This is a genomic window from Vibrio vulnificus NBRC 15645 = ATCC 27562, from assembly GCF_002224265.1.
In the GTDB taxonomy this organism is placed as follows: domain Bacteria; phylum Pseudomonadota; class Gammaproteobacteria; order Enterobacterales; family Vibrionaceae; genus Vibrio; species Vibrio vulnificus.
The window spans coordinates 2,333,267-2,346,945 of record NZ_CP012881.1 but is presented as its reverse complement, the minus strand read 5'-3'; the positions used below and the strand labels follow the sequence as shown (position 1 = coordinate 2,346,945).

General features: G+C 46.1%; 12 protein-coding genes. 3 read left to right on the top strand and 9 right to left on the bottom strand.

Features of this window, described 5'->3' with window-relative positions; genetic code table 11:
* Positions 1-27: 27 nt before the first annotated feature.
* From rseP to rpsB, 8 genes are all read right to left on the bottom strand, one after another.
* On the bottom strand, positions 28-1,386 hold the full coding sequence (rseP, locus tag AOT11_RS10910) for a sigma E protease regulator RseP (protein WP_017419563.1): 1,359 nt from the start codon (positions 1,384-1,386) through the stop codon (positions 28-30).
* Complete coding sequence (gene ispC, locus AOT11_RS10905; protein WP_017419564.1) at positions 1,383-2,591, bottom strand: 1-deoxy-D-xylulose-5-phosphate reductoisomerase; 1,209 nt, start codon at positions 2,589-2,591, stop codon at positions 1,383-1,385. Before ispC ends, rseP begins: the two co-directional genes overlap by 4 nt.
* A gap of 58 nt (positions 2,592-2,649) precedes the next feature.
* On the bottom strand, positions 2,650-3,492 hold the full coding sequence (locus AOT11_RS10900) for a phosphatidate cytidylyltransferase (protein WP_026050194.1): 843 nt from the start codon (positions 3,490-3,492) through the stop codon (positions 2,650-2,652).
* Between the two features lie 12 nt (positions 3,493-3,504).
* On the bottom strand, positions 3,505-4,260 hold the full coding sequence (locus AOT11_RS10895) for an isoprenyl transferase (RefSeq protein WP_017419566.1): 756 nt from the start codon (positions 4,258-4,260) through the stop codon (positions 3,505-3,507).
* Positions 4,261-4,356: 96 nt separating this feature from the next.
* The gene (frr, locus tag AOT11_RS10890; protein WP_011150962.1) at positions 4,357-4,914 is read right to left on the bottom strand and encodes a ribosome recycling factor; all 558 of its coding nucleotides are present in this window, start codon (positions 4,912-4,914) and stop codon (positions 4,357-4,359) included.
* A gap of 91 nt (positions 4,915-5,005) precedes the next feature.
* Entirely contained in the window at positions 5,006-5,731 is a 726-nt protein-coding gene (pyrH, locus tag AOT11_RS10885) for a UMP kinase (protein WP_026050195.1), read from the bottom strand.
* A 214-nt stretch (positions 5,732-5,945) separates the two neighbouring features.
* On the bottom strand, positions 5,946-6,788 hold the full coding sequence (gene tsf / locus AOT11_RS10880; protein WP_011079763.1) for a translation elongation factor Ts: 843 nt from the start codon (positions 6,786-6,788) through the stop codon (positions 5,946-5,948).
* A gap of 130 nt (positions 6,789-6,918) precedes the next feature.
* Positions 6,919-7,647 carry a 30S ribosomal protein S2 gene (gene rpsB, locus AOT11_RS10875; protein WP_011079762.1) on the bottom strand — a complete coding sequence of 243 codons (729 nt, stop codon included), beginning with the start codon at positions 7,645-7,647 and terminating at the stop codon, positions 6,919-6,921.
* A 373-nt stretch (positions 7,648-8,020) separates the two neighbouring features.
* Between rpsB and map the strand changes: the two genes are divergently transcribed.
* Positions 8,021-8,899, top strand: a complete 879-nt coding sequence (map, locus tag AOT11_RS10870; RefSeq protein ID WP_017419568.1) for a type I methionyl aminopeptidase — start codon at positions 8,021-8,023, stop codon at positions 8,897-8,899.
* Between the two features lie 51 nt (positions 8,900-8,950).
* Here the strand turns inward: map and AOT11_RS10865 are convergent, their stop codons facing one another.
* Entirely contained in the window at positions 8,951-10,288 is a 1,338-nt protein-coding gene (locus AOT11_RS10865) for an IS4-like element ISVvu3 family transposase (protein ID WP_011149570.1), read from the bottom strand.
* 162 nt (positions 10,289-10,450) lie between these two features.
* Between AOT11_RS10865 and glnD the strand changes: the two genes are divergently transcribed.
* Positions 10,451-13,072 (top strand): bifunctional uridylyltransferase/uridylyl-removing protein GlnD, encoded by a 2,622-nt coding sequence (glnD, locus tag AOT11_RS10860; RefSeq protein WP_017420202.1) that lies wholly within the window; start codon positions 10,451-10,453, stop codon positions 13,070-13,072.
* Between the two features lie 183 nt (positions 13,073-13,255).
* A complete protein-coding gene (locus tag AOT11_RS10855; RefSeq protein ID WP_011079759.1) occupies positions 13,256-13,639 on the top strand; it encodes a DUF3461 family protein in 384 nt (127 codons plus the stop codon).
* The last annotated feature ends 40 nt before the right edge of the window (positions 13,640-13,679 follow it).

Here is a 13,679-nt window from a genome sequence, read left to right as displayed (position 1 = left end):
TTGCTACTGCTCTTTGTCTCTGAACCATCACAGACGAGTAAAATCATTAAATAATGCCAACGCCATCAGTGAAAAAATCACTGCACCGCCGATGCGGTATCCCATTTCCTGAATTTTCTCAGGCACTGGGCGTCGGATGACTGCCTCAATGGCAAAAAACAACAGATGTCCACCATCTAACATTGGAAGTGGCACTAAGTTAATTATCCCTAAGTTGATACTGATAAGGGCAAGAAAGCCAAGAAAGTAGACTAAACCATAGTCTGCTGTGGCACCTGCGCCTTTGGCAATAGAGATCGGCCCGCTTAGGTTATTTAAACCCACATCACCAGTTATCAGCTTCTTCAGCATGCTAATGGTCAGATCGATAACTTGCCCAGTTTTCTCAACGGCTTTGGCTACAGATTCGAATACACCAAATTGGAGATCGAAGCGATAACTTTCCGGCCATTCTGCGACTTCTGGAGCAATACCTGCAAAACCGATCACACTACCATCAGACAAAGAACGGCTGTCTGGTGTTAATGTGAGCACTTGCCTCTGCCCAGCACGCTCAACTTCAACGGACAACGATTTAGAAGGATTCGAACGAATCCACTCTACAACATCATCCCACTGTTCAATTGGTTGTTGATCGATGGACACTAATCGGTCACCGTTCACTAAGCCCGCTTTTTCTCCTGCGCCGCCCTGAGAAACATTGGCTAAACGCGTGAAAATTTCGGGTGAAAAAGGACGAAAACCGAGTGACAACATCGCTGACTCTTTTTCAGGGTCAAACTTCCAATTGGAAATATCCAACATCACCGTGCGTTCGGAGCCTATTTCCTCGGAAGGCGCTACCGTAAGCGCCATCTGAGCATCACCAATATGAGAAATCAACTGCATGTTGACCGATTCCCAATCGGGAGTTTTGATACCTGAAATGGCTTTTAGTTCCATTCCGGTTTCAATTCCCGCTTCAGCGACAATAGAGTTTGGGGTCACAGAGCCAATCACAGGTTTGACGGCGGGTATACCGATGAGAAAGACCAACCAGTAGGCAAAAATCGCAAACAAGAAGTTAAATATCGGCCCTGCAGCTACGATGGAAGTACGCTTCCATAACGGTTTGCTATCAAAAGCATATTGACGGTCATCGTCATTGAGTTCATCAACGCGTCCATCCAGCATTTTGACGTAGCCCCCTAAAGGAATTACGGAAATACTGTACTCGGTGCCGTCTTGGCCGACCTTACTCCAAATGGATTTACCGAAGCCAATTGAAAACTTCTCTACTTTCACGCCACAGCGGCGTGCGACCCAAAAGTGGCCAAACTCGTGCACGGCCACCAAAATGCCCAGCGCAACGATAAAGGAGACTAGGTTCCACAAGATATCTGTCATTGTGCACGCTCTCTAACAACTTCATCGGCTAATGTTCTTGCCATTCTATCGAGCTCTAATAAGCTTTCCAAGCTATCTAGGCCGGATGCTAACGACTGTTTACATACTTGGTTTAAAACTGAGTCATTCACCCGTGCGATATCTGTAAATTTAATTTGGCGAGCAAGAAATGCCGCCACCGCCACTTCATTGGCTGCATTGAGCGTCGTTGTCGCATGCTGACCTAAGTAACACGCCTCAATCGCTAGTGCCAAACATGGGTAACGTTCGAAATCAGGTTGTAGGAAAGTGAGTTCGCCAATTTGCGTGAAATCCAACGGTTTCACACCTGCTTTAACGCGTTCGGGGTAAGAGAGGGTTAACGCTATCGGCGTCGCCATATCTGGCTCGCCCATCTGAGCCAACACCGAGCCATCGAGATATTGCACCATCGAATGGATCACTGACTGGGGATGAATGATCACTTTAAGCTGATCTCTGCTGGCATTAAATAACCATTTGGCTTCGATATACTCTAAGCCTTTATTCATCATTGTCGCAGAATCAACCGAAATTTTTGGCCCCATCGACCAGTTAGGATGCGCAATCGCCTGCTCTGGTGTCACGGCTTCTAATTCGGCCACATCAGTGTAACGAAACGGCCCGCCAGACCCTGTCAATAAAATATGACTCACCCCTTGAGACGCTAAGTCACAGCGACCAAGGTTGCCCTGAACGGTTTGAGGTAAACATTGAAAAATGGCGTTATGTTCACTATCCACAGGCAACAACTGAGCGCCTGATTTTTCGACTTCATCAATAAACAGCTGCCCAGACATGACTAAGGCTTCTTTGTTCGCCAGCAAAATTCGTTTGCCTGCTTTGACTGCCGCCATGGTAGGGACTAGACCTGCCGCTCCAACAATCGCGGCCATCACGCTGTCTATCTGCTCAAGCGTAGCGACATAGCAAAGTGCTTCTTGTCCGCCAAGAACTTGTGTGTTGGGAGCCAAGACGGCAAGCGCCATTTTAAGACGCAGCGCAGCTTCTTTATTGGCCATAACAGCGTATTCCGGCTGCCATCGTTGGCAAAGTTGCTGCATTTTCTCCACATTTGAATCTGCAGCCAAGGCAACCACAGAAAACTTATCTGGGTTTTGTTCAATGACTTTTAGAGTGCTTGCACCAATTGAGCCTGTTGCACCTAGAATCGTTAGCTTTTGCATAACTGTTGACCGAATAGAGAAACAAAAGGGGAAACGGCATCATCTCCCCTTATAAATATCAGAACAAGAAATAAAGAAGAGCAAAAATCGGAAATGCGGCAGTAAGGCTATCGATTCGGTCAAGGATACCGCCATGACCAGGAATGATATTACTGCTGTCTTTGATGCCCGACTCTCGCTTAAACATACTTTCGACAAGATCTCCAAGCACCGAAATAACCACGGTGGCAAGCGTAATCAAAACCATGTGTAGTGGACTAGAGAATGGAATGTCAAACCAACCAGAGAAGAACCAACCAACAACAATGGCAGTAATAACACCACCAATAAGGCCTTCAATGGTTTTATTTGGACTCACTTTAGGCGCCATTTTACGCTTACCCAACGTTTTACCAGCGAAATAGGCACCGCTGTCTGCAGCCCAAACCAAGAGACACACAAACATCACCAGTTTTGCACCAAAATAAGGGGCGCTTTCAATATCAACGGCGCGTAATAAAATCACACTCCACATAAAAGGGATAAGGGTAAGCAAGCCAAAAAGGTGACGTAGAGATTTGTGACCTTGCCAACTCTGTGTGGATTTAGGATAAGTGATGGCCAAAGCACTGGCATAGAGCCACCAGATACTGCCTGCAGCGAGCATAAGATAGTGCGGCAGGCCAATTTGGTTCAGACTGGCAGAATCAGCTTCAATCCAGAAAAAACTGCCGATCGTCACAACAACCGCTGGCAGCATGGCTTTGATACGAGACTTTGCCTCAACAAATTGAGTCCACTCCCAAAAACCCAAAAAAGTCACGGCTGTAAGCGCTGCGATAAAAAGTGGTAGAGATAATTCAAAAATCCCCAGAATTACCAAAGGTGCAAGAATTAGTGCAGTAATTATTCTTTGTTTCAAACTCATTGATCCTTATTGAGCACTCATCAGGGCCTTGATTTGCTCGCCAGTACAACCAAAGCGGCGCTCGCGATTTACAAACCATGTGATCGCCTCAATCAGGCTTTCTTCACCAAAATCAGGCCAAAATACGGGCGTAAAGTACATTTCAGCATAGGCCATTTGCCACAACATAAAATTACTAATGCGGCATTCTCCACTTGTGCGAATGAGCAGGTCCACTTCTGGCAGATCTGACATGGTCAGATGCTTAGCAATGTCGTTTTCCGTAATGCCCTCAGCCGACAACTCACCAAGTGCCACTTGCTGCGCCACTTTTTGTACGGCCTGAGTGATATCCCATTTGCCACCGTAGTTAGCAGCAACATTAATCACCATACCTGTGTTACTTGCTGTTAGCTCTTGTGCTTCTACAATCTTTTTTTGCAAACGTTCGCTAAAACGTGAGGTATCACCGATGATGCGTAAACGCAGGTTGTTCTTATGTAATTTCTTCACTTCGCTAGACAGTACGGTGATGAACAGTTCCATCAACAATCCGACTTCCTCTTCAGGACGACGCCAGTTTTCACTACTAAAAGCAAACAACGTAATGGCTTGGATATTCAGTTTCGATGCAGCTGCGATGGTTTTACGAACGGCGCTAACCCCTTTTTTATGTCCGAAGACGCGAGGTTGACCCTTAGATTTAGCCCAGCGACCATTGCCGTCCATAATAATGGCAATATGCTTAGGAAGAGATTCGGTGAAGAGTTGAGAATTTTGCATAAAGAGTTAACTGAGTTCCATCAGTTGGATAGAGTAACACAAAAAAACGCTGTGCTGCGAACACAGCGTTTTCCAACAGTGATGTGAATGGAAATATTAAACTTCCATCAACTCTTTTTCTTTTGCCGCAAGAACGTCGTCGATCTTCTTCACTGCAGCATCAGTAAGTTTTTGAATTTCGTCTTGCGCTTTACGATCTTCATCTTCTGAAATTTCTTTTTCTTTCAGTAGCGCTTTAAGATCGCTGTTTGCGTCGCGACGGATGTTACGAACTGCGACACGACCACCTTCAGCTTCACCACGAACGATTTTAACTAGGTCTTTACGACGTTCTTCTGTAAGCGGTGGAAGTGGAACGCGAATAACAGTGCCTGCAGACATTGGGTTTAGACCAAGGTCAGACATCATGATCGCTTTTTCAACTTTCTGAGTTAGCTCTTTATCAAAAACAGTGATAGCCAGTGTACGCGCATCTTCCGCAATTACGTTCGCCACTTGAGTTAGCGGCGTTGCTGCGCCGTAGTAATCTACAGAGATACCAGACAGCAGACTTGGGTGCGCACGACCAGTACGAACTTTAGACAGGCTGTTTTTAAGCGCTTCAACACTTTTTTCCATGCGCTCTTGCGCGTCTTTTTTAATATCGTTAATCACGGTTTCACCTTAAAAATGTCGTCTTTCTACTAGAAAGCTTGTTCGGGGTTCGTTTACGCCATTGCCTTATCTGCAATGGCATATTAACAGCTTAGGCGGTAATTAGCGTACCTTCAGCTTCACCCATCACCACGCGGCGCAAAGCACCCGGCTTGTTCATATTAAATACGCGGATTGGCATTTTGTGGTCACGTGCCAATGTAAATGCTGCCAAATCCATCACTTTCAGTTCTTTTTCAAGAACATCGGTATAAGAAAGCTTATCATACAGCTCTGCGTCTGGGTTGGCTACCGGGTCAGCAGTAAATACGCCATCCACTTTAGTCGCTTTTAAAACGACATCCGCTTCAATCTCAATACCACGTAGGCAAGCAGCAGAATCCGTAGTGAAGAATGGGTTGCCAGTACCTGCAGCAAAGATAACCACTCGACTTTGACGAAGTTCACGAATGGCGTCTGCCCAATTGTAGTCGTCGCACACTCCCTTTAAAGGGATAGCTGACATCACACGAGCGTTAACGTAAGCACGGTGTAGCGCATCGCGCATCGCTAGGCCGTTCATCACCGTTGCTAGCATCCCCATGTGGTCACCCACAACACGGTTCATGCCTGCTTGCGCTAGACCAGCGCCACGGAACAAGTTACCGCCACCGATAACCACACCGACTTGTACACCAAGTTCTACTAATTCTTTTACTTCCTGAGCCATACGGTCAAGTACAGTAGGATCAATACCAAAACCTTCTGAGCCTTGCAGAGCTTCGCCACTCAGTTTTAACAGAATACGTTGATACGCTGGTTTAGGGTTAGTCGTCATGGAGTACACCTTACAAAAGAGAGTTGTTGGTTAACAGTCATGAATTGAGATTAGGGAAGAGCGTGGTGAGGAATGACTTTCTCACTCTCATTTCGTCACTGGCTAATACAAAAGTCAGTGTTCAATCCCAATTCATCACGGCTAAAATTTACCGCTTATTCGTAAAAAGACCGCAGCCTTGGCTACGGTCTAATCTTTGCACAATCTCTAAGGATTAACCTTTTTGAGCCAGTGCAACTTCTTCTGCGAAGCTTAGGCCTTCAGCTTTCTCGATACCTTCACCAACTTCTAGGCGAACGAAAGTAACAACAGAAGCGCCACGCTCTTTAAGGATTTCAGCAACAGATTTCTTAGGTTCCATTACGAATGGTTGACCAGTCAGAGAAACTTCGCCAGTGAATTTCTTCATGCGGCCTTCAACCATTTTCTCTGCGATTTCTTTTGGCTTACCTTCGTTCATAGCGATTTCTACTTGAACTTCACGCTCTTTCGCTACAACGTCAGCTGGTACGTCTTCTGGGTTCACGTATTCTGGGCGAGAAGCCGCAACGTGCATTGCGATGTGTTTTAGAGTTTCAGCATCACCTTCACCAGCAACAACAACACCGATTTTCTCACCGTGACGGTAAGAAGCTAGCGCAGTACCTTCAACGAACTGAACGCGACGGATGTTGATGTTTTCACCGATCTTAGCAACTAGAGCAACACGCTCTTCTTCGAATTTAGCTTGTAGCTCTTCGATAGACGCTTTAGATGCCAATGCTTCAGCTGCAACTTTGCCAGCGAATGCAGTAAAGTTACCGTCTTTAGCAACGAAGTCAGTCTGACAGTTTACTTCAAGAAGAACTGCAACACCGTTTTCTTCTTTAATGAAGATTGCGCCTTCAGCTGCAACGTTACCAGCTTTCTTAGCTGCTTTCGCTGCGCCAGACTTACGCATGTTTTCAATTGCTAGTTCAACGTCGCCGTTAGTTTCAACAAGCGCCTTCTTACATTCCATCATACCTGCGCCAGTACGTTCGCGCAGTTCTTTTACTAGAGCAGCAGTAACAGCCATTCTCTATTCCTCAGTTAATTCTGGATACGGTAAAAATCAGGGGCCAGTATTTCGGCCCCTGATGCTAACTATAACTTAGTTTATGCGACAAACAGGTTGCACATGGACTAAGTGTGACACAGAGCCGCGATTATTCAGCTTCTACGAAACCGTCTTTCTCAGCTACAGCTGCAACGTCTTTGTTACGGCCTTCAGTTAGAGAAGATGCCGCAGCGTTCAGGTATAGTTGAACTGCACGGATAGCGTCATCGTTACCTGGGATGATGTAATCAACGCCGTCTGGGTTAGAGTTTGTATCAACTACTGCGAATACTGGAATGCCCAGGTTGTTCGCTTCTTTGATAGCAATGTGCTCGTGATCAGCATCGATTACGAATAGAGCGTCTGGAAGACCACCCATATCTTTGATACCACCAAGAGACTTCTCTAGCTTCTCCATTTCGCGAGTGCGCATTAGAGCTTCTTTCTTAGTAAGCTTGTCGAAAGTACCGTCAGTAGACTGAACTTCAAGCTCTTTTAGACGTTTGATTGACTGACGAACAGTTTTGTAGTTAGTCAGCATACCACCCAACCAACGGTTGTTTACGTAGTACTGGTTGCTTGCGATTGCAGCTTCTTTAACAGCTTCAGATGCAGCGCGCTTAGTACCTACGAAAAGAACTTTACCTTTTTTCTCGCCAACTTTAACTAGCTCAGCTAGAGCTTCGTTGAACATTGGTACAGTTTTTTCTAGGTTGATGATGTGAACGCGGTTACGAGCGCCAAAGATGAATGGCTTCATTTTTGGGTTCCAGTAACGAGTTTGGTGACCGAAGTGTACACCCGCTTTCAGCATATCGCGCATTGATACAGTTGCCATTTTAAAATCCTCTATGGGGTTAGGCCTCCACATCCCCCATGTATCCGACCCTAGCCTAATCGCTGGGCACCCCGGAACATGTGTCGGAATGTGTGTGATTTAAAGAAAAAGTGTTTTTGGAAGAAGCCTGCTTCGCCATTAAGTTTCTCTTAACGAAGAGAACAGTCCTCATTTCCGGCGCGCTTTATACCATATTTTGCCCATTGAAGGCAAAAAAAAATGCATTTAGCCATGAAGCCAAACGAATGCAACCCATAAAAAATAGCCCTGGATAGGCTCTCGTTTTTCAGACAAATACACATTCTCATTTCTTCCTGTTAGAATGCCGCATCAGCACACTCTGATGTGCCCCCGAATTAAGTAGAGAAAGCCAATGTCAATTAAGATTAAAACTACTCAGCAAATTGAGCGCATGAGAATTGCCGGTAAACTGGCCGCAGAAATCCTGGAAATGATTGAGCCATACATCAAGGAAGGGGTAACAACGGATGAACTGAATCAGATTTGTCACGATTACGCTCTAGAAAAAGGTGCTTACTCTGCGCCATTGGATTACCACGGTTTTCCTAAATCGATTTGCACGTCAATCAACCACATTGTTTGTCACGGCATTCCAGCATCAAAAGATGAAATCGGCAGCAACGGCCAAATGAAACCTGCGATTTTGAAAAATGGCGACATCGTTAACGTTGATATCACGGTGATCATTCCTGATGACGAGAAGGCCGATCTCTCGCTTCGTCCTCAAGGTTTCCACGGTGATACATCAAAAATGTTCCTCGTTGGCGATGTTTCTCCAGCCAACAAACGCCTATGCATGGTGGCGCAAGAGGCCCTGTACATTGGTATGCGTCAAGTCAAACCGGGTGCGACCGTGGGTGATATTGGTACCGCGATCGAGAAATACATCAAAGACAATAATAAAAACAACCCACGCAATAAGTTCTCTATTGTGAAAGATTTCTGTGGTCACGGCATTGGTGATGAGTTCCACGAAGAACCTCAAGTCGTTCATTACCGCAATAGCGATCGTCGTGTGTTAAAAGAAGGCATGTGTTTTACTATCGAGCCGATGATCAATGCAGGTAAATTCGGTTGTACTGTCGATGCTGAAGATGATTGGACGGTTTACACTGGTGACGGTAAAAATTCAGCACAGTGGGAACACACGATTCTCGTCACTAAAGACGGTTGTGAAGTGCTCACTCTGCGCAGTGAAGAATCCATCCCTCGCCTTATGAAGAATATCTAATCCCATCGGATCATTTCGTTTTTCTATCCCCGCCTATGCGGGCAATGTAGTTCACTTAAGAGGAGCTGCCTTGCGATTAACAGGATATCGGGTCTTTGATATTTTTACCGCCCTAGGCCGATTTGGCTTAGGGCGTTTGTCTATAAAAAGGATGGATAAGTCTCCGCGCAGACTTTTTAGACGCTTCGGTGTATTACCTGGAGATACCGCTTTGCTCATTACTTTCAGTTGACTAGCGATGAACTGACAAGCGTATTTAAAACTGATTTCATTGGCCATTCGACCATGTGCTACGGCCGCTTGACTGGCTTCTCGTCTTACCAAGTTATAACCAAGCAACAGCCCCCATAACTCTTGATAGACAAGCTCGACCGTCTTACTCCTCAGCACTAACGCGTTGTGCTGCATCGAACTTTTTATGTCTCTGTACCCTAACTCAATTTCCCATCTCTCATGGTAAAGCTCGGCTACTGATTCCGCATCGTACTCTTCCCTAGGCAAAGACGTAAACACTGTTTTGTGCTTACCTTGTACTTGATAAGTAACGGCTCTGACTTGCCATTTTTCAGGTAGGTTAGGATTTTTCTTGCGAGCCTGTGGAGAGACTTTCATTTCTACCAACATGTCGTCGCTCTCTTCATCGTCCAGAAGTCTGAATTTCACCCCTTTCTTCGCTGGTAACAACCAATGCCTGTTGGAGCCACTATTTTGGAGAGAAAGAAGTAAGTCTGCGCCATAAAACCCCTTATCTAGTAAAGTCACTGAGTTATCAGGTAGAGAGTCAATAAAGGGCATTGCAAGTGGTATTTCACCACGACGATAGGGGCTTATAGCTGCGTCTACAATGACATGTGAGCGAACATTCATCATGGTCACCACCCTAAGTACTGGATGAGGTGTCTGCCTCTCGCTGGATGTATTACCTGACCCAAAATGTTCTCTTAGTTCTGATGTATCAGCGGTTCGAAAAAGAGCCCCATCAATAGCGAAGACTTGTAAGCCTTGCCAAGTATCCTCGGGGTAACGCTCTAGACCCCATGTGTGACTGCATTGTCTAAACAACCATTCTGGAGCCGCTTTACCAAGGCGTTGCCTTGCTTGCGTTAAAGCACTTTTAGCTAGCAGTTCCTCATCGGCTAAGCCCTCGGCACAGACATTCATTCGCCGTGCGACTTCTGCAATAGACTCATTGCGGAAAAACGCCATTCCAACAATAAGCCAAAGAACCATATCACTAGGTAAACGACGTCGACGAATTGTCGCTTTATCGGAAAGTGTTGCCGCTTTAGCAACCCACTCATCAGGAATATGCTCGGAGAAGGTGGTTAGCTGAGCGACATCAACAGGACTCTCTTCAAGAAAGTCAGCAAAATAGTTTTGGATAGACATAAAAAATCGGAAACCTATAAACAGGTTTCCGATTGTCTCTCATCAGAAGGATCGGTCAACCGATCCTTATCTGATCTACATTGCGCCTATGCGGGGATATTTTTTATCAGTCGCAACTCTGTTACATTCATTAGCAGATAACGATTGCACGGATAGCAAACTATGGCTTTTCAATCTCCACTCACCTTCAATGACGAACAACTGACGGTTGCCCAACTTAAATCACAGCTCGATCTTTTTGCCAATGAGCAGAAACAAGCGTTTCTTAACCATCATCCGGTGACAGACTTAGTGCTCTCACGCGCGGAATACATGGATCTGCTATTGACCCGTCTTTGGCGCTACTACGGGTTTAGCGAAATTCACAATATTTCCTTGGTCGCGGTAGGGGGATATGGCCGAGGTGAGCTTCACCCGCTATCCGACATCGATATACTGGTGCTCTCTAAACACAAACTACCCAGCGAGTTAGAGGCCAAACTGAGCGAGTTCATCACTTTACTTTGGGATTTGCGCTTAGAAGTGGGTCATGCTGTCCGTACGGTTGAAGAGTGCGCAGCAATAGGCCGTGAAGATTTGACCGTCGCCACTAACCTGCAGGAAGCTCGATTGTTGTGCGGCAGTGAAAACACCTTCCAAGATTTGAAAAAAGTGGTGCTCTCTGACTCCTTCTGGCCCAGTGAGACCTTCTACCGTGCCAAGATTCAAGAGCAGCGCGATCGCCATGCTCGTTATCACGATACCACTTACAATTTGGAGCCCGACATAAAATCGACACCGGGTGGATTACGCGACATTCATACCTTAAGTTGGGTAGCGCGTCGTCATTTTGGTGCCACTTCGCTGCTTGAAATGAGCCGCTATGGTTTTCTGACCGATGCCGAGTATCGCGAACTGGTTGAATGCCAAGATTTTCTATGGCGAGTGCGTTTTGCGCTACACATCGAGCTAAAACGTTATGACAATCGATTGACCTTCGCCCATCAAATACAGGTCGCTGAACATTTGGGCTTTAAAGGTGAAGGAAACCGCGGCATTGAAATGATGATGAAGGAGTTCTACCGCACACTACGCCGTGTTGCGGAGCTCAATAAGATGCTGCTCAAGCTGTTTGACCAAGCCATCATTAACGGCGGGGAAACCGAGCCAGCGATCATCATCAATGAAGATTTTCAACGCCGAGGCCGTTTAATCGAGGCGCGTAAACCAGCATTGTTCCAAGCACGTCCAGAAACCATTCTTGATATGTTTTTGCACATCGCCAACGATTCCACCATCGACAGTGTCAGCCCGCCAACGCTACGCCAATTGCGCACCGCTCGCCGCCGTTTGAACAAATTTCTTCATACCATTCCGGAAGCGCGTGAAAAATTTATGCAGCTGGTTCGTCACCCGAATGCACTTCATCGAGCCTTTAGCTTAATGCATAAGCTTGGGGTACTCGCCGCTTATTTGCCTCAATGGAGTCAGATTGTCGGGCAGATGCAATTTGACCTTTTCCACGTCTATACCGTGGATGAACATAGTGTGCGACTGCTCAATCACATTAACACCTTTAGTTATGCGAAGAATCACGACAAACACCCCATCTGTTGTGAGCTTTATCCAAGGCTGCAAAAGAAAGAGTTATTGATTCTTGCCGCGATTTTTCATGACATCGGCAAAGGACGTGGCGGCGATCACTCAGAAATTGGCGAGAAGGAAGCGTACGATTTCTGTATTGAACACGGTCTTTCCAAGCCCGAAGCCAAACTGGTTTCTTGGCTGGTGCGACACCATCTGCTGATGTCGGTCACGGCTCAGCGTCGCGACATTTATGACCCCGAGGTGATCACTGAGTTTGCCAAACAAGTGCGCGATGAAGAACGTTTGGAATACTTGGTTTGCCTCACCGTCGCAGACATTTGTGCCACCAACCCAGAGCTTTGGAACAGTTGGAAACGCACCTTGCTAGCGGAGCTGTTTTATTCCACCCAAAGAGCCTTACGACGTGGATTAGAAAATCCAGTCGACGTGCGTGAGCGTATTCGTCACAACCAACAGCTTGCTTCAGCTTTACTGCGTAAAGAAGGCTTTACCGCTCGAGAAATCGAAGTATTGTGGCAACGTTTCAAAGCGGATTATTTCCTGCGCCACACTCATAAACAGATCGCCTGGCATTGCGAACATATTCTGCGTATGGACAACCCTGAGCAGCCTTTAGTGCTCATGAGTAAAAAGGCCACTCGTGGCGGCACCGAGGTTTTTGTCTACACCAAAGATCAACATGCGCTATTTGCCACCGTGGTGGCAGAGCTAGACCGTCGTAATTTTAACGTGCATGACGCACAGATCATGAGCAGCAAAGACGGTTACGTACTGGATACCTTTATGGTACTCGACCAACACGGCCAAGCAATCGACGTCGACAATCACAAAGCGGTCATCAAGCATCTGATGCACGTGCTAACTGATGGTCGTCCCACCAAAGTTAAAACCCGTCGCACGCCTTATAAGTTGCAACATTTCAAAGTGAAAACCAAAGTGGATTTCCTACCCACGAAGAGTAAAAAACGCACCTTGATGGAACTGGTGGCGCTCGATACTCCAGGGCTACTTGCGATTACAGGCGCGACCTTCGCTGATATGGGATTCAACTTACATGGGGCAAAAATCACCACGATAGGTGAACGAGCGGAAGACTTATTTATTCTGACGAGTGAGAATGGCGGACGACTCAGCGAAGAGCAAGAAGTCCAGTTACGCGAAAAACTGATTTACAACATCGCCGAACTCGCCCCTTAAGCTCATCATAAAATTCTGCTTTTGATAAATCCCTCAGCATGCTCTGCTGAGGGATTTTTGCACCAAGGATACCGAGCGCGATCTCGTGCACAACTTAGTCAATTGGTCGGATTATCAGCTATCTACCACATGATTTGACTGCTACATTGAATCTTAACAGTCATACCTAAATAGAGGTCGCTTATGTATCCACACCTCACTGGACTGGGTATTCATGATCCTAGCCAGATTGAACGCTACTCGCTCCGTCAGGAAGCACACAAAGACGTATTAAAAATCTATTTCCACAAGCAAAAAGGCGAGTTTTTTGCCAAAAGCGTGAAATTCAAGTATCCACGACAAGTCAAAAATGTCCTGGTTGATAGCGGTAGTCATCAATATAAAGAAGTCACAGAAATTAATCGCAACCTCACCTTAGTCATTGATGAGCTCAATAAAATCACCAAGCCCCCCAAACAAGAAGATGTGGATATCAAACAAAAGATCCTCACCGATCTGAAGCATCTTGAGAAAGTGGTGGCGAGCAAAATTGCCGAAATTGAAGCGGATCTCGAAAAACTCAAATAAGCGAAGCTCGCCTCATTGGTTTAAAACTGCATAAATGACA